Below are 20,162 nucleotides of genomic sequence, written 5' to 3'. Positions count from 1 at the left end.
GCCGTCAGCGCGCCAGTGCGCTCAGCACCGCAAGGCTCATGGCCTGCGCCGCCGTCTTGATGGACGGCTCGGGCACCGGCGCATAGAACGGCGAGTGGTTGAAGGCCAGCGGCTTGCCGCCGGCGGCTTCGGCCTCGGCCACGGCCTTGGCGGGATAGACGCCGGTGAAGAAGAACATGCCGGGAACGCCCTGGTTCACGTATTCGGAGAAGTCTTCGCTGGCCGTCATCGGCGCGATCAGGCCGACGTTGGCGGCGCCGAGTGCGTCCTTCAGCACGGCTTCGGTCTTGCGCACCAGCGCTTCGTTGTTGATGATGGCCTGGCCGCCGGACTTGAGTTCCACGTCCGGCGCCGGCGCGCCCGCCATCGCGGCCGATGCATTGGCGACGCGCCGCACGCCTTCCAGCAGCTTGGCGCGCACGCCAGGGCTGTAGGAGCGGATGGTGCCGCGCACCAGCACGCTGTCCGGAATAATGTTGCCCACGGTGCCGCCCTGGATCGCGCCTATGGTGACGACGCCGAATTCCTTGGGGTCTTTCTCGCGGCTGACCACGGTCTGCACGTCCACCACGAAGCGCGCGGCGATGGCGATAGGGTCCAGCGCCTTGTCCGGCGCGGAACCGTGGCCGCCACGGCCCTTGAACACGATCTCGATGGAGTCGGAGTTGGACGACACCGGCCCGACGTTGTAGCCGACCGTGCCGTGCGCGGTGGGCCAGGAATGCAGGGCGAACGCCAGGTCCGGCTTGGGGAAGCGCTTGAACAGGCCATCCGCCAGCATGGCCTTGGCCCCGGATACGGTTTCTTCGGCCGGCTGGGCAATGAACATCAGGCTGCCCTGCCATTGCGATTTCAGCTCGACCAGGGTGCGCGCCGCGCCCAGCCAGCTGGCCATGTGGATGTCGTGACCGCAGCTGTGCATGACGTAGGTTTCCGCGCCGCCGGACTGGGTGCGCGCCTTGCTGGCGTAAGGCAGGCCGGTCTTTTCCTCCATCGGCAGCGCGTCCAGTTCGGTGCGCACCATGACGGTTGGGCCGGGGCCGTTTTTGTAAATCGCCACCAGCCCGGTCTTGCCCACGCCTTCGGTGACTTCAAAGCCGAGCGCGCGCATCTCGGCCGCCAGCTTGGCGGCGGTGCGCACTTCCTGGAAGGCGATTTCGGGATGGGCATGCAAGTCCTTGTAGACCATTTCCAGCTGCGGATACATGCTGTCGATGCGCTTTGCGACCTGCGTCTTGAGCGGCGCGCCATCCTGCGCCGTGGCGGCCATCGTTGTCAGCGCTGCCGCCAGCGCCAGGGGAAAGTATGCGAGGGATTTTTTCATAGCCCCTATATTCGCATGTTAATTGGCCGCAAGGCGCCAGCGGTCGCCGGATTTTTTCAGGTAGTGGTCGAACACGTAGCGCCAGGGCATGGCCAGCGGCACCACGATCACCACCATGCAGGCGATGGTGTTTTCCAGCACGGCCTGGCTCATGTTTCCGGAGCGCCAGGCGGGCAGCGCAACCAGCGACAGCCACAGCACTTTCCAGACCAGCTCCCACAGCAACACGGGCAGCATTTGCAGCGGATAGCGCAGGCCCAGCGCGCACAGCAGCGAGAACGCGGCCAGCATGCACAACACCACGCCTTCCATCAGCTCCCACGGCTTGCTGTGGTGCAGGATGCCGGGCCAGACCAGCAGCGCCAGTCCCACAACGATCAGCAGGTACACCGCCCGCAGCGCATACAGCCGGAACAAAGACACTTCTTTCATAGACCTCTCCTAGTTATTTATTTGATATGTCAATAATATCTGACAGGTGTAAGAAGTCAAGTACATCTGTGTCCGGCCGATGCGCGGTCAGGGCAGCACGTAGTCCAGTTCGTACTGGTGCTTGCGGTCCACCTGCTTCAGCGACATCCGGCCGCTGATGCCGGCCAGCTCCCCGGTGCCGGAGTCGGGCACGATGGTCACCGCGAGCTGGCTGTCGCCGCCGTGCATGGTGCCGGCGTGCTGCACGACAAAGCTGCCGGTCTTCCCCTTCAGCGTGCCGGTGATGCGCTCGATGGCGACGTAGGCGGCGGAGCCTTTGGTGTCGGTCATGGCCGTCAGCATTTCGCCTGTGCCGGCAGCTTGCAGGTCGCCGGAGTATTGTTTTTCAAGTAACATGCGCCCGGTGGCCGTGCGGCCTTCGTGCTGCGGCGCGGACGCCGGCGACATCTTGATCTCGAACGTGCCTTCCACACGCTCCGCGCGGGCGGACAGGCAAGCGAGGGCGGCGAGGATGGCAAGGACTGGTTTCATGGCGCGCTTTCTTGGAAGGTGGAGCTTCACTGTAATGTTGGGACGGGAGAAAAGATTGGAAAAAACCGACAGCGCGCAGACACTGATGCCCAAGGGCGTGGTCGATCCGGCGGGCGCGGCGCGCCGCATCCGGCTGGCCACGTATCCGCCCTCGGCGGCGCTGCAGCCGTTTGTTGACTATCACTGGGTGGTGGAGTGGGATCTGGGCGGGCGGCCGCCGGAGACGCAGCGTGTGCTGCCGTATCCGAACGCCCATCTGGTGCTCGACCGGGGCCAGACCGCCATCCACGGCGTGGTGCGCGGCGCGTTCGAGCGCAAGGTGGAAGGCGCGGGCAAGGTGCTCGGCGTGCGCTTCAAGCCGGGCGGGCTGCGGCCTTTCCTGCCGCACCCCTTGTCCCGTCTGGCGGACCGCACCATGCCGGTGGACGAGGTGCTGGGCGTTGCGGGCGCCGAGGCGGAACTGCGCGTGCTGGGCGACGAGCGTGGACGCAGCGATGCGGACATGGTGACAGCAGCGGATGCCTTGCTGGCAGTTGCGCTGCCGCCGGTGGACGAGCGCGCGCTGCTGGCGCAGCAGGCGGTGGAGGCAGCCGCCGCGGCAAACGGGCCGGTCAGCGTGGCGGCCTTGTCGGCGCAGCTGGGTATCGAGGAGCGCACGCTGCAGCGGCTGTTCAGCAACTATGTGGGCGTGTCGCCAAAGTGGGTAATCCAGCGATTCCGGCTGCAAGAGGCCACCTGGCGGCTGGGCCAGGCGGCGGCGCCGGACCTGGCCGAGCTGGCGGCACGGCTGGGCTTCTTCGACCAGGCCCATTTCACGCGCAGCTTCACGCAACTGGTGGGCAAGCCGCCGCTGGAGTACTGGAAATCGCAGCAAACCGCGTGATATCCAGCGGCGCTGGGACATGAATTTCCTCGCTGAGCATGGGCATACGCACCCGCAGCATTACTTCTCGTATACACTTGAAATTAGAAATTTGCACAGCCACAACTTTTGCGTTGCAAGCCTGTAGGGGGAGCCGACTTGGATGAGTTGACGGTGACGATGGATCAGCTGCGCGTCGGGCTATATGTCGAGCTGGACCTGAAGTGGTTCGAGCACCCGTTTGCGTTCAGCCGTTTCAAGATCAAGTCCGAGGAACAGATCGGCGTACTGCGCAGCCTGGGGCTGCGCCAGGTGCGCTACAAGCCGGAACTGAGCGACGTCGCGCCGCCGGAAAGTGCCGTGCCGCTGCCGGAGGCCACCGCCACGCAGGCGGCGCCGGCGGCCATCCCGGACTCCCCTGCGCTGCAAGCCAAGCGCGCCATGATGGCGCAGATGCAGCAGCGCCGCGACGACGCCGAGCGCGTCGAACGCGCTTTCACCAGCACCGCGCGCGCCATCCGGGAAATCGAGAAAAACCTGTTCTCGCGGCCGGAAGAATCGGTCGGCCAGGCCACCGCGCTGGTGACGCAGATTACCGACTCCATCCTGTCCGCGCCGGAACTGGCGATCCACGTGATGGGCGACACCGCCGGCAACGAGGAGCTTTACTTCCATTCGCTGAACGTGACCATGCTGTCCATGATGATCGCGCGCGAAGTGGGCTTGCCGCCCGAGGTGGCAACCGTGCTGGGCCTGGGCGCGCTGCTGCACGATGTGGGCCGCAAGAACATCCCGGACAAAATCCTCACCAAGCCGGACGCCTACACCACGGCCGAACAAAACTTGTACGAGATGCACGCGCAATACGGCGCCGAAATGGCGCAGCGCCTGCAATGCCTGCCGGCGGTGAGCGCGCTGATCCATGACCATCACGAGCTGTTCGACGGCAGCGGCTATCCGCGCAAGCTGAAGGGGGAAGGCATAGGGGTGCTGGCGCGCATCGTGACCATCGCCAATTACTACGACGAGCTGTGCAACCCATTCAATCTGGCGCACGCGCTCACGCCGCACGAGGCGCTGTCCATGATGTTCGCCAAGCACCGCGCCAAGTTCGATCCGCGCCTGCTGCAAATGTTCATCCGCTGCCTGGGCGTGTACCCGCCGGGCACGGTGGTGCAGCTGTCCAACGGCATGACCGGCATGGTGGCCACCGTGAACACCGAGCGGCCCATGAAGCCCATGCTGGTGGTGTACGACAGGGACGTGCCGCGCCTGGAGGCGCTGATGGTGGACCTGGAGCGGGAGACGGACCTGAACATCGTCAAGGCGCTGCGGCCCAGCCAGGTGCCGATGGAAGTCTACGTCTACCTCAGCCCGCGCAAGCGCATCAGCTACTACTTCGACGCCAGCAAGCCATTGCCCGAGACGGCGGCGCTGGCTTAGGCCGTGTGCAGCTGGGTGGTGGCGAGCGGGAACTTGCCCTCGCACACCAGCGGGATGATTTTCAGGCTTTTCTCGATGGCTTCATCGATCAGCAGCTGCTCGTCGCGGCGCGGGCGGTGCAGCACGAAGTCGGCCACGGCCTGCTGCAGGCTCAGGGTGCGCGGATGGCCGATGCCGATGCGCAGGCGCCAGTAGTCCTGCGTGCCGAGCGCGGCGGTGATGTCCTTCAGGCCGTTGTGGCCGCCCGAGGAGCCGCCCTTCTTCAGCTTGGCCACGCCGGGCATCATGTCCAGTTCGTCGTGCACCACCAGCACTTCGTCCGGGTTGATCTTGTAGAAGCGCGCCAGGCCGCCCACCGACTGGCCGGAACGGTTCATATAGGTTTGCGGTTCCAGCAGCCACAGCTCGCTGCCGGCGACGGAGGTCTTGGCCATCAGCGCGTTGAAGCGGGTTTCGCGCTGCAGGCGCGCGCCCAGGCTGTTGGCCAGGTTGTCGACCAGCCAGAAGCCGGCGTTGTGACGGGTTTGTTCGTAGTCGGGACCGGGATTGCCGAGGCCGACGATGAGGCGGATGGACATGGTTTATTCTGTGGATGTAAAAAAACCCCGACTAGCGGGGTTTTTGTGTTACTTCATGGGAAGTAAAGATTACTTCTTGCCTTTAGCGGCTGGCTTGGCATCAGCGGCTGGAGCAGCTGCGGTGGCTTCAGCCGACACGTGGCCTGCCGGTACCGAAGCGGTAGCGATGGTCAGCTTTTTGCCGTGGGTGATTGCGGTCACGCCTTTTGGCAGTGCCAGGTCCGACACGTGGATCGAGTGGCCAACGTCGATGTTTGCCAGGTCAACGTTCACGAATTCCGGCAGGTCGCCTGCTACGCAGGAAACGTCCAGCTCGGACATCACGTGGCTGATCGTTGCGCCGTGCAGTTTGACTGCTGGCGATACGTCGGCGTTGATGAAGTGCAGCGCCACTTTCTTGTGCAGCTTGGTGTTTGCGTCAACGCGCTGGAAGTCAGCGTGCAGTACCAGTTGCTTGAATGCGTGCATCTGGAAGTCGCGCAGCAGAACTTGCTGGGTCTTGCCGTCGATTTCCAGGTCCAGGATGGACGAGTGGAACACTTCTTTTTTCAGCGCGTGGTACAGCGCGTTGTGGTCCAGGGAGATGTTCAGCGGGCCTTCAGCGCCGCCGTACACGATACCTGGGGTTTGGCCGGAAATACGCAGGCGGCGGCTCGCACCCGTGCCCTGCAGTTCGCGTTTGAATGCAACAACTTTCATTTGAGACTCCAAAAGTAACAAGGCTCGCGCCTCGTTGTGAAGAAGCGCCCCGCGACCAGGACGCTCCGGAAAAACAGCGGCGCAACCGGTCAAAAACCGGTCGCGCCGCCGCTAAAAACCATGTGTTGACCGACTTAGTCGATGAACAGGGAGATCACGGAATCGCCCTTGATAATGCGTTTGAACGTTTCTGCCAGCAGCGGTGCGCAGGTCAGCTGGCGGATCTTGCCGCAAGCTTTGGCCGCGTCGGACAGCGGAATCGTGTCGGTCACCACCAGCTCGTCCAGCGACGAGTTCGAGATGCGGTCGATCGCAGGGCCGGACAGCACGGCGTGGGTGCAATACGCCACCACTTTCTTGGCGCCGCGCTCTTTCAGCACTTCGGCAGCTTTGACCAGGGTGCCGGCGGTGTCCACCATGTCATCCATGATGACGCAGTTGCGGCCTTCGACTTCACCGATGATGTTCATCACTTCGGAAACGTTGGCTTTCGGACGGCGCTTGTCGATAATGGCCAGGTCGCAGCCCAGGCGTTTCGCCAGGGCGCGGGCACGGACCACGCCGCCAACGTCGGGCGACACGACCAGCAGGTCTTCATTGTCCTTCTTCTGCAGGTCGCCCAGCAGGATAGGGGAAGCGTAGATGTTGTCGACTGGAATATCGAAGAAGCCCTGGATCTGGTCTGCGTGCAGATCCATGATCAGGACGCGCTCAACGCCGGCGCTTTCCAGCATATTGGCCACCACTTTTGCCGAGATCGCAACACGCGCCGAGCGTGGGCGGCGGTCCTGGCGGGCGTAGCCGAAGTAAGGGATGGCGGCAGTGATACGGCCAGCGGAGGCGCGTTTCAGTGCATCGACCATCAGGATCAGTTCCATCAGGCTATCGTTGGTCGGTGCGCAGGTCGATTGCAGCACGAACACGTCTTTACCACGAACGTTTTCGTTGATTTCGACCATGACTTCGCCGTCCGAGAATTTCGAGACGACTGCTTTGCCGAGAGGAATGCCGAGGTTTTTTGCGACTCCTTCAGCCAGCGCAGGATTAGCGTTGCCGGTAAAAACCATCAGGTTTTCGTAAGCCATGGGGAGTCCCAGAGAAGTAAGCGTTGATATCTTTGATTGATCGCCGGACAAACCTCTATCCGGCGCTGCGAGCTTCGGTGCCGTGGGCACCTGTATTTTATCTTGACTGGACGCTGATGCATCGACAGACTCAAGAAAAATTAGGTGGCAGGGGAACAAGGATTCGAACCTTGGTATGCTGGAATCAAAATCCAGTGCCTTAACCAGCTTGGCGATTCCCCTGCTGTAACTTGCTGCTTGTCGTTACGACGGCGATTATTATACTACCGAACTAACGAAAAGCAAAATCTTTTTTTCGTTCACAACATGTCGAAGATCGGATGCTGCTTCAGCGCTTTGGCCTTCCAGGCAGTCCAGACACCCTGCGCTCTTTCGAGTACCGCATCGGCCTGGCCTTCATCTGCAAAGGCACAAAACACACAAGCACCGGAACCAGTCATCCTGGCATCTCCGTAAGCTGCCAGCCATTCTATCGCCTTTGCTACCGGCGGGTAAAGACTGGTTGCCACTTGCTGCAAATCATTCCTGCCATACTGCTTCAAATCGTTTCGATTTTCGTAGTGGCTGGAAAAGTCCGCTATTATGATCGGCGAACTGTCCCTTGTCAAATGGGGAGAGCAAAATATTTCCGCCGTGGGCACGGCCACGCCCGGCTCGATCACCACATACCAGCAGTCCGGCGCCGCCACCGCCTGCAGCGCCTCGCCCACGCCTTCGGCAAACGCGGTCTGGCCGAAGATGAAGAAAGGGATGTCCGCGCCCAGCGGCAGGCCCAGCGCCATCAGCTCCTGCCGCGTCAAGCCGGCGTTCCACAAATGGTTCAGCGCCATCAGCGTGGTGGCCGCGTCGGACGAGCCGCCGCCCAGGCCGCCGCCCATGGGCAGCACCTTCTCCACCGTGATGTCGGCGCCGTGCAGCTGGCCGCTGCGGCGCCGCGCCTCGGCCTGCAGCAGGCGCGCCGCGCGGATGACCAGGTCCTGTTCTTCCGGCACGCCGGGAATGTCGTTGCTGCGGCGCAGCTGGCCGTCCGCGCGCACGCGGATGTGCAGCAGGTCGCCGCGGTCTATCAGCTGGAAGGCGGTTTGCAGCATGTGGTAGCCGTCCGCCCGGCGGCCGGTCACGTGCAGGAACAGATTCAGTTTGGCCGGGGCCGGGAGGTTCTTCAGTTCGTTCATGTAGCTGGTTTAATTCTGTGCTTCTATGATGACTCGGATGGACATGTGGTCCAGCTTGCCGGTGGCGCCGCGCTCGGCGTCGATGCGCTTGGGCTGCTGGACGGCGCTCTTGCCGCCCGGCGCCGCATCGTGCCACGAGACCCAGCTCACGCGCCAGCCGTCGGCGGTGGTCACACTGTTGGCGGCGCCGTCGGCGGCGGGATTGGCCACGAAAGGCTTGCCGCCCGCCGCCGTGGCGCGGCCCTGCAGCCAGTCGCGCATGCCGGACACCGGCAGGGTCCAGCCCAGCGCCTGCGTGCTCAGCGCGTCGATATCGGTGGCGCTGCGCGGCGCCTTGCCGCTCTCGGTCAGCGTGGCCAGCCGGGGCGTGACGCTGATGGTGGCGACGGTCTGGTTCAGCGGCGGGGCCTGGATGGCGATGTCGGTGCGCTCCGCGTTTTGCTGCCAGATGAAGCGCACCGTTATGTTCTCGTCGCGGCCCTCTTTGCTGTAGGCGGCATTCAGCCTGCCCGCCAACTCCACGTCGTAGCCGGCGCCGGTCAGCCCGCTGGTGGTGGCACAGCCGGACAGCAGCGCGGCGCTGCCCAGCGCGAAGACCATGGCGGCGCGGCGCATCACATGTGCGCGCATCATAGGCTGGTATTCAAACGGGCCAGCGTGCTTTTCAGCGCGTCGTTCTGCGGGTCCTTGGCGCGCGCTTCGCGCCACAGCTTGTGCGCGCCGCCCTGGTCGCCCTGCGCCCACAGCACTTCGCCCAGGTGCACGGCGATTTCGGGGTCGCTGCGCAGGGTGTAGGCCTGGCGCAGCAGCGCCTCGGCTTCCTTCAGGCGGCCCTGGCGGTATTGCACCCAGCCCATGCTGTCCATGATGAAGGGGTCGTTCGGCGCCATCTGCATGGCCTTCTCGACCAGGGTGAAGGCCTCGTCCAGGCGCTGGTTGCGGTCCGCCAGCGAATAGCCCAGCGCGTTGTAGGCGTGGTGGTTGTCCGGCGCGATCTCCATCACCTTGCGCAAGCTGGTTTCCATCAGCTCCACCTTGCCCAGCTTTTCAGCCGCGAGGGCGAAGTCGTACAGCAGGTCCGGGCTGTTCGGGTAGCGCAGCACGCCGTCCTGCAGCACGGCGTAGGCTTCCAGGCTGCGGCCGGCGTCGCGCAGCAGCTGGGCGTCGGTCTGCGCCACCTGGGCCAGTTCGGCCGGATCTTCGCTCTTGATGTCGGCCAGCTGCTTGCGCGCGCCGTCCAGGTCGCCCAGGCGGGCGGACAGCTGGGCGCGCTTGAGCTTCACGGTCAGCAGCAAACGCGGCTCGCCATTGTCTATCTTCTCCAGCCAGGCCTGGGCGCCGGCGAAGTCGCCGCGCTCCTCGGCGATCTGCGACAGGATCAAGAGCGCCTTGGTGGGGTCGCGGTCGTCGCTGCCCTCCTTGTCCACCACCTCCACGAAGTGCTTGAAATAGCCTTCGGCGGCGGCAATGTCGTTGCCCTGCATGGACATGATGCCCAGCGCGTACAGCGTGGCCGGGTTGTCCGGCTGGCTTTTCAGCAGGAACTGGAACTGCTCGCGGGCCTGGTCGTACTGCTTCTGCTCCACCAGCATGCGGGCGTAGGCGGCGCGCACTTCGCGCGAATTCGGGTACTTGGCCAGGAAACCGGTCACCAGCCTGGTCACGGCGGCGCCGTCGGGCGTCACCTGCGCCATCGTCAGCAGCGCCAGTTCGGAGTCGGGCTTGATGCGCATGGCTTGCTGCGCTTCCTTGCCGGCGCGCTCCACGTCGTTATTCGAAAACGCGCCCTGGGCCAGCACCAGGTGGGCTTCCAGCGTCTGGGCGTAAGGCGCGAGCACGCGCTCCATCAGGGCGAAGGCGGCGGCCTTGTCCTTGGCGCGCAGCAGGAATTGCTGCATCTGGAACATGGCCAGGCCGCGCGCGTTGGGCGGGCTGGCCTTCAGGCGCTGCGCGAACACCTGCTCGGCTTCGCTCAGGTCGTCGCTCAGCACGGAGAAACCGAGGAAATACTGCGCCGCTTCGTCCGACTCGGGGGCCAGTTCCCGCCACAGGCGGATGGCCGCCATCGCCTCGCCGCCCTGCTTGGCTGCCAGCGCCATTTCAGCCGAGCGCTGGGCCAGGCGCGGATCGCGCGTCTGCTGGGCCAGCACCATCATGGTGACGTAGGCGCTTTGCCACTGGCCGCGCTTGAAGTCCAGCTCGGCCTTGGTGAGCTTGTAGAACAAATCGCTGGTCAGCTCCACGCTGGGCAGGGGCTCGGTGGCTTGCACTGCGGCTGCGGCCGCCACCGCCTGCACGGCGGGCGTATCGGCCTCGGCGGCGGGGGACGTAGCAGATTCTGCGGCAGGAGCGGGCTGCTCGGGCGCATCCGGCTGCGGTACAACAGCGCAAGCGGACAGTACTGCCGAGAAGGTTACAATGACGAATGCGTTTTTCAAAGGATAGCCCTGACTGGTAGGAAACTAGCCCTGATTTTACGCCAACCCACCGCTATCGTCCGTTTGCAGGTGTAACGAAGTTTTTTGCCTATGCCAGAATTGCCAGAAGTTGAAGTCACGCGGCGCGGAGTGGCGCCCCATATCGAAGGGCGCACCGTGCGCGGCGTGGTGCTGCGCCGCAGCGGCCTGCGCTGGCCCTTCCCTGCCGGCCTGGAGCAGGCGCTGGCGGGCCGCGTGGTGACGGCCACGGGGCGGCGCGGCAAATACCTGCTGCTGCGCTTCGACAATGGCACCCTCATCATCCACCTCGGCATGTCCGGCCATTTGCGCGTGCTGCCGCAAGGCATACCGCCGCAGAAGCACGACCATTTCGACCTGGTGGTCGACAGCGACCGCGACGAGCAGGTGCTGCGGCTGACCGATCCGCGCCGCTTCGGCGCCGTGCTGTGGCACCCCAGCGAGGACGGCGACCTGGAGCAGCACCTGCTGCTGCGCGGCCTGGGCGTGGAACCGCTGGAGGGCGCGTTCACCGGCGAGCTGCTGCACCGCATGACGCGCACGCGCGGCTCGGCCATCAAGCAGGTGCTGCTGGCGGGCGATATCGTGGTGGGCGTGGGCAATATCTACTGCTCGGAGAGCCTGTTCCGCGCCGGCATCAATCCGAAGACGCCGGCCCGCCGCATCAGCCTGGCGCGCTACCAGAAGCTGGCGCAGGCCATCCGCGACGTGCTGGCCGAGGCCATCGTCCAGGGCGGCAGCACCTTGCGCGACTTTATCAGCGTCAATGGCCAGTCCGGCTACTTCCAGCAAAGCTATTTCGTCTATGATCGTACCGGCCTGCCGTGCCGGGTGTGCGGGACGCCGGTGCGCCAGGTCAAGCAGGGGCAGCGCTCGACCTTCTATTGTGTGCAGTGCCAGAAATAAGAGGGAAGCATGGTCAGGGATCTTGAACAGTACAGTGCGTGGCGCCAGGGCGTGGTGGTGGCGCTGCAGCAGTACCAGGCATGGCTGCACGGCGCCGAGCTGGCCGACGCGGCCAGCGAGCAGCGCCTGGCGCGCACCCTGGCCCGGCTGGCGGACGACAAGCTGTCGGTGGCCTTCGTGGCCGAATTCTCGCGCGGCAAATCCGAACTGATCAACGCCATCTTCTTCGCCGACTACGGCCAGCGCATCCTGCCTTCGGCGGCCGGACGCACCACCATGTGCCCCACCGAGCTGATGTACGACCCGGCGTGGCCGGCCTGCATCCGCCTGCTGCCGATCGAAACCCGGGCCGACAACCTGTCCACCAGCGACTACCGCGACAACGCCTCGGCCTGGACCATGCTGCCGCTGGACCTGGACTCGCCGGCCGCCATGCACGAGGTGTTCCGCCAGGTGAGCCTGACGCGCCACGTGGGCGTGGAGGAAGCCAAGCGCTACGGCCTGTACGACGAGAACGATCCGGACATGCCGGTTACGCTGGACAACGACGGCCTGGTGGAAATCTCGCTGTGGCGCCACGCCATCATCAACTTCCCGCACCCGCTGCTCAAGCAGGGCCTGGTGATCCTGGACACGCCGGGCCTGAACGCCATCGGCACCGAGCCGGAGCTGACGCTGAATCTGATCCCGCACGCCCACGCGGTGCTGTTCATCCTGGCGGCCGACACCGGCGTGACCAAGAGCGATATCGAGGTCTGGCGCACGCACATCGGCGCCGGCGCCGGCCGCCTGGTGGTGCTCAACAAGATAGACAGCATGTGGGACGAGCTGCGCAGCGACGCCGAGGTGAACGCCGAGATCGCGCGCCAGCAGGAGCATGCGGCGCACATGCTGGCCCTGGAGCCGCGCCAGGTGTTTCCGGTGTCGGCGCAGAAGGCGCTGGTGGGCAAGATCAACAGCGACGCGGCGCTGCTGGAAAAAAGCCGCCTGGGCCTGCTGGAGAGGGCCTTGTTCAACGAACTGATTCCGGCCAAGAAGGACATCATCCGCAAGCAGCTGGCGCGCGAGCTGGGCACGCTGAGCGGCGCGCAGCAGGCCATGGTGAGCGCGCGCATGCGCGGCATCGTCGAGCAGCTGCACGAGCTGAAAAGCCTGCGCGGCAAGAACCAGAGCGTGGTGGCGCACATGATGCGCCGCATCGACGTGGAGAAGAAGGAGTTCGACAGCAGCCTGTTCAAGCTGCAGGCCACGCGCGCGGTGTTCACGCGGCTGTCCACCGAGCTGTACACCTGCCTGGGCATGGACATGCTGCGCGACCACGTGCTGGGCGTGCGCGCCGCCATGGACCGCAGCCGCTTTTCCACCGGCATGCGCGAGGCGGTCAAGGTCTTCTTCGACGACATCAAGCGCGACCTGCAGGCGTCCGAACGCAAGACCAGCGAGATCCGCGACATGATGGAGGTGATGTACCGCAAGTTCTCCAGCGAGCACGGGCTCACGCTGCCGCCGCCCATGCCCTTCACGCTGGACCGCTACCGCGACGAGATCGCCGACATCGAGGATATCTACGATGCGCAGTTCGGCACCGTGACCTTGCTGATGACCAGCCGCGTGGTGCTGATGGAGCGCTTCTTCGACTCCATCGCGTCGGCCGTGAAGCGCTGCTTCAAGGCGGCCAACGCGGACGCGGAGGCGTGGCTGAAGGTGATCATGGCGCCGCTGGAGGCGCAGATCCGGCAGCACAAGGACCAGCTCAAGCACAGGCTGGCGTCCATCCAGCGCATCCATGACGCGACCGACAGCCTGGAGCAGAAAATCGAGGCCTTCGAGCAGAGCCAGGCCGAGCTGGAGCAGCTCAGGGCCAAGCTGACCGAGCTGTCCGGCAATATCAGCATCGCCATCAACGCGGAATATGTGGCGCTGGACGCCGCCGCGTAATGGCGGGTTACGGCTGCGCCTAACCCGCCCTACGATATTGCGTAGGGCGGGTTAGGCCGCAGGCCGTAACCCGCCGCAACCCAAGGAACAGAATGAAACGTTTGACCCATCCGCTGGCGCCCGAAGGCGCGGCGGACTATATCGATCCCACTTTCTCGGCCGACCTGATCGCCTGGCAGCAGCAGCACGGCCGCCACACGCTGCCGTGGCAGAACACGCGCGACGCCTACCTGGTGTGGCTGTCCGAGATCATGCTGCAGCAGACCCAGGTCTCAGCCGTGCTGGGCTATTACGCGCGCTTCCTGGAGCGCTTCCCCACCCTGCGCTCGCTGGCCGAAGCGCCGGTGGAGGATGTGATGGCGCAGTGGAGCGGCCTGGGCTACTACACCCGCGCGCGCAATCTGCACAAGTGCGCGCAGCGCGTGGTGGCGGAATACGGCGGCGTGTTCCCGTCCGACCCGGCGCTGCTGGCCGAGCTGCCCGGCATAGGCCGTTCGACGGCGGCCGCCATCGCGGCCTTTTCCAGCGGCGCGCGCGCGGCCATCATGGACGGCAACGTCAAGCGCGTGTTCGCGCGCGTGTTCGGCATCGACGCCTATCCGGGCGAGAAAAAGGTCGAGCAGGCCATGTGGCTGCGCGCCGAGGCGCTGCTGCCCGAGCAGGGCATCGAGGCCTACACGCAGGGCCTGATGGACATGGGCGCCACCTTGTGCACGCGCAGCAGCCCGGACTGCGGCCGCTGCCCCATGCAGCCGCGCTGCGTGGCCTACGCCACCCAGCGCACCAAGGATCTGCCGGTGCGCAAGCCGAAGAAGGCCACGCCGGAAAAGCACGCCACCATGCTGGTGCTGATGGACCAGGGCCAGGTGCTGCTGGAGCAGCGCCCCGCCAGCGGCATCTGGGGCGGACTGCTGTCGCTGCCGGAACTGGACGGCCACACGCTGGCCGAGGATGACGATATTCCGCCGGCCGACCAGGCGGCATTGGTGGCGGCGGTGAGTGTATTCGGGGAGATGGAGTCGCACGAGCGGCTGGTGACGGTGACGCATGTGTTCACGCACTACAAGCTGCATATCGCGCCGCTGCTGGTGACCTTGGCGCGCCGCGCGCCCTTCGCCGCCGACGGCCGCCACGTCTGGCTGGACGCCTCCCGCGTGTCCGGCGCCGCCCTGCCAGCGCCCATCAAGAAGCTGCTGCTGGAGCTGCTGGGCGACAGCGGCGCCGCGCAGGCGCGCATGTTCTAACTGAGTAATCTGGCGACCGTCAGCGTGGCGCTGAAGGTGACCAGCGACATTGCAGTTGCCGTGCCGACAAACCACTTGATGAGGCGTTTTTCCAGCGCCTCCAGGTCCGCCTTGGTGGCGTAGCTGGAGCGTATCACTGCGACATCAATTTCCAGTGACCGCAGCCGGCTTTCAATCTCGCTGAGACGGCGATCGACGTCTGTGAACCGCTCCTTGGTTTCTTCATCCATGGCGCACCTCCGTCCCTTCATCATGCGCCGCGCAAGGACGGATATCAAGCGGACCGCGCAGGGGGCTTGATGCAGCTCAGATGACGCTACAGTTCTTCCAGCGCGAACAGGCGGCGGTGCTCGCGGATGGCGTAGCGGTCGGTCATGCCGGCGATGTAGTCGGCGATTTTGCGCGCCTGCGCGGTGGCTTCGCCGGAGGCGTCGATATAGTCGGGCGGCAGCAGCACCGGATCGGCGATGAAGGCGTCGAACAGCTCGCGCAGGATGCGGCTGGCCTTGACCCGCATGCGGTTGACCTTGTAGTGCTTGTACAGATTCGCCCGCAGGAAGCGCTTGAGCTCGGTTGCGTCCTTGCGCATCTGGTCGGAGAAGCGTATCAGCGGCGGCGCGTGGCGCACCTCGTCCAGGTTTTTCGGCGCGGCGTCCAGCAGCAGCTGGCCGGAAGTCGCGAGCAAGTCGTCCGCCAGCGCCGTGATCAGGCGGCGCAGGGTTTCGTAGATGGCGCGCCGTCCGCTCAGGCCGGGATGCACGCGCTGCACGTCGTGCCACAGACGGGCGAAGAACTCCACCTGCTCCAGCTGCTCTATCGTGATCAGCCCGGAACGCAGGCCGTCGTCGATGTCGTGGCTGTTGTAGGCGATCTCGTCGGCCAGGTTGGTCAGCTGCGCTTCCAGCGAGGGCTGGGTGCGGTCGATAAAACGCTGCGCCACCGGCCCCAGCAGCCTGGCATTGGCCAGCGAGCAGTGCTTGAGTATGCCTTCGCGCGTCTCGAACATCAGGTTCAGGCCGTCGAAGGCGCCGTACTGCTCCTCCAGCGTATCGACCACGCGCAGGCTTTGCAGATTGTGCTCGAAGCCGCCGTGGTCCTGCATGCATTCGTTGAGCACGTCCTGGCCCACGTGGCCGAAGGGGGTGTGGCCCAGGTCGTGCGCCAGCGCCACCGCTTCCACCAGGTCTTCGTTCAGGCGCAGGTTGCGCGCCAGCGAGCGGCCCACTTGGGCCACTTCCAGGCTGTGCGTGAGGCGGGTGCGGAACAGGTCGCCCTCGTGGTTGAGGAAGACCTGGGTTTTGTACTCAAGACGGCGGAAGGCGGTCGAATGGATGATGCGGTCGCGGTCGCGCTGGTACTGGCTGCGCGAGGCGTGCGGCGTTTCCGGATAGCGGCGCCCCACGCCCTGGTCCGAATGCACGGCATAGGGGGCGAGGTGGGCTTCGCTGCTCATCATGGCGCTTGTACGCAGGCGGCCAGGGTTTGCAGCAGCAGTTCCTGCGGCGCGTTGGTGATGCTGGGGCTGCCCAGCGGCTTCAAGAGGATGAACTTGATGGCGCCGCCTTCGTTCTTCTTGTCGACCTCCATCAGCTCCAGCCAGCGCGCCGCGCCCAAGTCCGGCGCCACGGTGGGCAGGCCGGCGGCGTGCACCAGCTTGCGCACGCGCTCGACGGTTTCGCCGTCCACCAGGCCCATGCGGTGCGACAGGTCGGCCGCCATCACCATGCCGCAGCCCACGGCCTCGCCGTGCAGCCACTTGCCGTAGCCCAGGCCATTCTCGATGGCGTGGCCGAAGGTGTGGCCGAAGTTGAGGATGGCGCGCAGGCCGCCTTCGCGCTCGTCCTGGCGCACCACGTCGGCCTTGATTTCGCAGGAACGGGCGATGGCGTAGGCCAGCGCGCCCTTGTCGCGCGCCACCAGCAGGCCGATGTTGGCTTCGATCCAGTCGAAGAACTCGGCGTCGATAATGGCGCCGTGCTTGATCACTTCGGCCAGGCCGGCCGACAGCTCGCGGTCCGGCAGGGTTTCCAGCGTGGACGTGTCGGCGATCACCACGCGCGGCTGGTAGAACGCGCCTATCATGTTCTTGCCCAGCGGATGGTTGATGCCGGTCTTGCCGCCCACCGAGGAGTCAACCTGGCTCAGCAGCGTGGTCGGCACCTGGATGAAGTCCACGCCGCGCATATAGCTGGCCGCAGCGTAGCCGGTCAGGTCGCCGATCACGCCGCCGCCCAGCGCCAGCAAGGTGGTCTTGCGGTCTGCCTTGGCCGCCAGCAGCGTGTCGAACACCGTCATCAGGCTGTCCCAGGTCTTGTACTCCTCGCCGTCGGGCAGCACGATCTCGATAACGTCCTTGCCGTGCGCCTGCAGCGCGCTGCGCACGCCGTCCAGGTACAGCGGCGCCACCGTGGTGTTGGTGACGATGGCGACTTTGCTGCCGGTGACGTGGCGCGCCAGCAGCGCGCCGTCCTCCAGCAGCGAGGGACCGATGGAAATGGGGTAGCTGCGCTCGCCCAGCTCAACGTTCAGGAGTATGGTGGTTTGTTCGTTCATCGATGGTTGTGCGGTTGTGACGCAGTTGGGCGCGGCATGGCAGGCCCGCGCGTCCAGCTGGTTCAGAATTGTGTGAACCATCGATTGTACGTTAGGTCGGCCGGTATCGATGACGATGTGGGCCATTTCCTCGTATAAGGGTTCGCGCTGCACCATCAGCTCCTCGAGCTTTTTGCGCGGGTCCGCGGTCTGCAGCAGCGGCCGGTTCTTGTCGTGGGCGGTGCGGGCCAGGATGGAATTGATGCTTGCACGCAAGTAAATCACCGTGCCGCGCTCGCGCAGCAGGGCGCGGCTGTCGGGATTGAGGATGGCGCCGCCGCCGGTGGCCAGCACCACGCCCTGCTGGGCGCTCAGGTCGCGGATCACGTCCGCCTCGCGGCGGCGGAAGCTCTGTTCGCCTTCGATTTCAAAGATCCAGGGAATGGAGGCGCCGGTGCGGGCCTCGATCTCGTGGTCCGAATCGATGAAGGTCAGCCCCAGTTTGCGGGCCAGCAGGCGGCCTATGGTGGTCTTGCCCGCCCCCATCAGTCCGACCAGAAATATATTACTGCCGTAAGTATCAGCCACGTTGATCCACTTTTCAGAATGCGCGGACGCCGGCGCCGGCGTCCGCTACTGCCTCCTTACGGGCAGCTGAACCGCAGTTTAAACGGATACGTGGTGACATTGTTGCGCGGCGTGGTGATCGTGACATTAAATGTTGCATTCAATGGCGTCAGGCAAGGTTTTGGCTGCACGCTGCCCACCGTTACGGTGTGGTAAGAACCCTGGCGGATGCTGGCGTTGTCGATGCCGGTGCCGCTGCTGGCGTCGCCGCTGGCAATGTGGGCGAACACGTTCTGCACGCTGGCCGGCGACACGCCGGTGGCCGACGCATTGACCGCATTGGTAATATCCACGCGGGTGCCGGCCGGCATCGGGTTGTTGTTGATGTCGTTTAGCTGCAGGTTGAACACGCGCGAGTCGTTGGCGCCCACGGTGCCCAGGTCGTACTCGGCGCCGGTCAGGCGCACGGGAACCGGGCTGGCGGTGTCGTTGAACCACACGTTTTCAGCGAAGCTGCCGCTCAGGAAGATGCCGATCTTGGCGAACAGCGTGTTGTAGCCGTCGGTGGTGCTGGCGCAGATGGTCGCCAGGCCGGTGCGGGTGCTGTCGTTGGTGATGCCAACCGACGTGCTGGTGCCGTCGCTGCGCACGGTGGGCGAGTTGCACGCCGTTTTAGGCGTGTTGGCCGGCGCCGAGCGCGGGTTCTGGGTGCGGAAGTCCACCGAGCAGCCGCCGTTGGCGGTGTTGCAGGCGCCCTTGCTGGACGCGCCCACCGACGCCAGGTTGCTCTGGAAGACCACCGGCAGGCCGTCGGCCACCGGATTGCCGGCCTGGTCGGCCACCATCACGTTGACCGTGGTGGCCGGCACCTGGGTGCCGCTGTCGTAAGTCCAGCCTTCCACGTTGGGGCTGCCCACGCTCAGCGAGAAGGCCTGCTGCACCGGGAGGCCGGTGGTGACGACGATGGAGTCCGAGCTGGTCGACACGGCGGCGTTGCTGACCAGGGTGGCCTGCACGCGGAACGAGGTCGGCTTGGCGCCCGAGTTGACGGTCATGATGACTTCGCCGTTCGCATCGGTGCTGTCGGTGGCCTTGTTGACGGTGACGTCCGGCGTCGAGGCGGCGAATTTGACCGCCTGGGCCGGCAGCGCCTTGCCGAAGATGTCGACCACCTTGAAGGTCAGCGTGGCCGTTTCGGTACGGCCGAAGCCGCCTTGGCCCTTGACCACGATGGACTGGTTGACCGGGCTGGCGCCGACGAACTGGATCGAGGCGGCGGCCGGGCTGGCGATGGCCAGCGCGGCGCTGGCGGCCACCGGCGTGGAGGCGCCGCTGCTCAGGGTGGCGGTGATGACGTCGTTATTGCCGCAGCCCTGGTCGCGGAACACCACTTGCGCGGTGCCGTTGCTGGTGGGCGCGCTCGCCGCCAGGGTGGCCTTGCCGGCGGTAACGCAGGCGGAGGAGAAGTTGATCGTCATCTGCTGCTCGGTGTACTTGCTGCTGCCGGCCAGCACGTCGACCGAGATCACCGAGGAGCCATAGGCGCCGATGGTGGCCGGCGACAGGGTCAGCTTGCTCAGCGTGACGGTGGTGGCGCCCACGATGAAGTTGGCCTGGGCCGTCAGGCCGGTGCCGTCCACGATGGCGGTGGCGTTCAGCGTGCCGGCGCCGCTGGCGACCAGGCTGGCCGGACGCACGGTGGCTTCGGCCACGCCGTTGGCGTCGGTCAGGGTGGTGCCGGCCGATGGCGAGAACGCCACCAGCGTGGCGGAGTTGGACACCGCGGCGTTGAAGGACACCAGTGCGTTCGGGACCGGCTTGCCGTCCTTGTCCTTGATGGTGGCGCGCGCCGTCAGCGGCGCAATGCTGCTGAGCGAATTGCTGGCCGCGCCGGTGCTGCTGAACAGCGCCAGCGTCATGGTCGGGATTTGCACCGGCGTGCCGGCCACCACCTGGATTTTCTTCTCGGCGGAGACCACCGTGCCGACGGTGGCGGTAATGGTGATGGTGCGCAGCGAGCTGTCGCCCTTGGTGCTCAGGCGGGCCGTGACGGTGCCGGTGGCGTCGGTGGTCTTGGCCAAGGCCGCGATGGCGCCCGAGCTGGCCTTGAAATCAACGGTCTGGTCAGCCATGACGTTGTTGCTGGCGTCCTTGACCACCACGGTCAGCGTCACTTCGGTGCCGTCGGCGCCGGAGGAGGCGATGGTGTCCGCGCTGGAGACCAGCACCACGCTGGCCACCTTGGGCGTGCCCGGCGTGGTGGGGGTGCCGGTGCCGCCGCCGACGCTGCCGGGGTTGCCGCCGCCGCCGCCGCAGGCGGCCAGCAAGGTGGCGCATAACGACAGCGCCAGCCAATCCTTGAATTTTTTCATCATGCTGTTTTCCGTAGT

The 20,162-nt window shown here is 65.4% G+C and carries 18 protein-coding genes and 1 tRNA gene; 5 read left to right on the top strand and 14 right to left on the bottom strand.

Annotated features, from left to right (window positions below; genetic code table 11):
- Window positions 1-4 precede the first annotated feature (4 nt).
- The 3 genes from KT882_RS04365 to KT882_RS04355 form a co-directional block, all read right to left on the bottom strand.
- Window positions 5-1,324 carry an amidohydrolase gene (locus KT882_RS04365; RefSeq protein WP_161071389.1) on the bottom strand — a complete coding sequence of 440 codons (1,320 nt, stop codon included), beginning with the start codon at window positions 1,322-1,324 and terminating at the stop codon, window positions 5-7.
- A gap of 18 nt (window positions 1,325-1,342) precedes the next feature.
- Window positions 1,343-1,756: a hypothetical protein gene (locus tag KT882_RS04360; protein WP_228894556.1), complete on the bottom strand. Its 414-nt coding sequence runs from the start codon at window positions 1,754-1,756 to the stop codon at window positions 1,343-1,345.
- A gap of 87 nt (window positions 1,757-1,843) precedes the next feature.
- Entirely contained in the window at window positions 1,844-2,287 is a 444-nt protein-coding gene (locus KT882_RS04355) for a DUF3224 domain-containing protein (protein WP_228894555.1), read from the bottom strand.
- Window positions 2,288-2,342: 55 nt separating this feature from the next.
- Here KT882_RS04355 and KT882_RS04350 point away from each other — a divergent pair, with 55 nt between their 5' ends.
- Together KT882_RS04350 and KT882_RS04345 are read left to right on the top strand one after the other, a co-directional pair.
- On the top strand, window positions 2,343-3,170 hold the full coding sequence (locus KT882_RS04350) for a helix-turn-helix domain-containing protein (protein ID WP_228894550.1): 828 nt from the start codon (window positions 2,343-2,345) through the stop codon (window positions 3,168-3,170).
- 138 nt (window positions 3,171-3,308) lie between these two features.
- Window positions 3,309-4,592 (top strand): HD-GYP domain-containing protein, encoded by a 1,284-nt coding sequence (locus KT882_RS04345; protein ID WP_228894549.1) that lies wholly within the window; start codon window positions 3,309-3,311, stop codon window positions 4,590-4,592.
- Here the strand turns inward: KT882_RS04345 and pth are convergent.
- The 7 genes from pth to KT882_RS04310 all read right to left on the bottom strand — a co-directional run bounded on the left by pth (window position 4,589) and on the right by KT882_RS04310 (window position 10,567).
- Window positions 4,589-5,170, bottom strand: coding sequence for an aminoacyl-tRNA hydrolase (gene pth / locus KT882_RS04340; RefSeq protein ID WP_161071392.1), 582 nt, complete (start codon window positions 5,168-5,170; stop codon window positions 4,589-4,591). The genes KT882_RS04345 and pth overlap by 4 nt on opposite strands.
- A gap of 69 nt (window positions 5,171-5,239) precedes the next feature.
- Entirely contained in the window at window positions 5,240-5,869 is a 630-nt protein-coding gene (locus tag KT882_RS04335) for a 50S ribosomal protein L25/general stress protein Ctc (RefSeq protein WP_161071393.1), read from the bottom strand.
- Between the two features lie 134 nt (window positions 5,870-6,003).
- Entirely contained in the window at window positions 6,004-6,954 is a 951-nt protein-coding gene (locus KT882_RS04330; RefSeq protein ID WP_161071394.1) for a ribose-phosphate pyrophosphokinase, read from the bottom strand.
- A gap of 145 nt (window positions 6,955-7,099) precedes the next feature.
- A tRNA-Gln gene (locus KT882_RS04325) sits at window positions 7,100-7,176 on the bottom strand.
- A gap of 77 nt (window positions 7,177-7,253) precedes the next feature.
- On the bottom strand, window positions 7,254-8,129 hold the full coding sequence (gene ispE / locus KT882_RS04320; RefSeq protein WP_161071395.1) for a 4-(cytidine 5'-diphospho)-2-C-methyl-D-erythritol kinase: 876 nt from the start codon (window positions 8,127-8,129) through the stop codon (window positions 7,254-7,256).
- A 9-nt stretch (window positions 8,130-8,138) separates the two neighbouring features.
- Window positions 8,139-8,762, bottom strand: coding sequence for an outer membrane lipoprotein LolB (locus KT882_RS04315; RefSeq protein WP_228894548.1), 624 nt, complete (start codon window positions 8,760-8,762; stop codon window positions 8,139-8,141).
- Entirely contained in the window at window positions 8,759-10,567 is a 1,809-nt protein-coding gene (locus KT882_RS04310) for a tetratricopeptide repeat protein (RefSeq protein WP_161071396.1), read from the bottom strand. The genes KT882_RS04315 and KT882_RS04310 overlap by 4 nt, the downstream gene beginning before the upstream one ends.
- Window positions 10,568-10,657: 90 nt before the next feature.
- On the opposite strand from KT882_RS04310, the gene mutM reads away from it, so the two are divergent.
- From mutM to mutY, 3 genes are all read left to right on the top strand, one after another.
- Window positions 10,658-11,491 (top strand): bifunctional DNA-formamidopyrimidine glycosylase/DNA-(apurinic or apyrimidinic site) lyase, encoded by an 834-nt coding sequence (gene mutM / locus KT882_RS04305; RefSeq protein ID WP_161071397.1) that lies wholly within the window; start codon window positions 10,658-10,660, stop codon window positions 11,489-11,491.
- 9 nt (window positions 11,492-11,500) lie between these two features.
- The gene (locus tag KT882_RS04300; RefSeq protein WP_228894546.1) at window positions 11,501-13,429 is read left to right on the top strand and encodes a dynamin family protein; all 1,929 of its coding nucleotides are present in this window, start codon (window positions 11,501-11,503) and stop codon (window positions 13,427-13,429) included.
- 92 nt (window positions 13,430-13,521) lie between these two features.
- A complete protein-coding gene (gene mutY, locus KT882_RS04295; protein ID WP_161071399.1) occupies window positions 13,522-14,673 on the top strand; it encodes an A/G-specific adenine glycosylase in 1,152 nt (383 codons plus the stop codon).
- Here the strand turns inward: mutY and KT882_RS04290 are convergent.
- From KT882_RS04290 to KT882_RS04275, 4 genes are all read right to left on the bottom strand, one after another.
- Window positions 14,670-14,903, bottom strand: coding sequence for a hypothetical protein (locus KT882_RS04290; protein ID WP_161071400.1), 234 nt, complete (start codon window positions 14,901-14,903; stop codon window positions 14,670-14,672). The genes mutY and KT882_RS04290 overlap by 4 nt on opposite strands.
- Window positions 14,904-14,989: 86 nt before the next feature.
- Entirely contained in the window at window positions 14,990-16,126 is a 1,137-nt protein-coding gene (locus KT882_RS04285; RefSeq protein WP_228896540.1) for a deoxyguanosinetriphosphate triphosphohydrolase, read from the bottom strand.
- Window positions 16,126-17,751, bottom strand: coding sequence for a bifunctional shikimate kinase/3-dehydroquinate synthase AroKB (gene aroKB, locus KT882_RS04280; protein ID WP_228896538.1), 1,626 nt, complete (start codon window positions 17,749-17,751; stop codon window positions 16,126-16,128). Before aroKB ends, KT882_RS04285 begins: the two co-directional genes overlap by 1 nt.
- Before the next feature lie 98 nt (window positions 17,752-17,849).
- Window positions 17,850-20,147 carry an Ig-like domain-containing protein gene (locus tag KT882_RS04275; protein ID WP_161071401.1) on the bottom strand — a complete coding sequence of 766 codons (2,298 nt, stop codon included), beginning with the start codon at window positions 20,145-20,147 and terminating at the stop codon, window positions 17,850-17,852.
- Window positions 20,148-20,162 lie beyond the last annotated feature (15 nt).

This window comes from Pseudoduganella aquatica (assembly GCF_020865585.1).
GTDB classification, from domain to species: Bacteria; Pseudomonadota; Gammaproteobacteria; order Burkholderiales; family Burkholderiaceae_D; genus Rugamonas; species Rugamonas aquatica_A.
The sequence above is the reverse complement of the archived record's forward strand: the minus strand, read 5'-3'. Positions and strand labels throughout refer to the sequence as shown.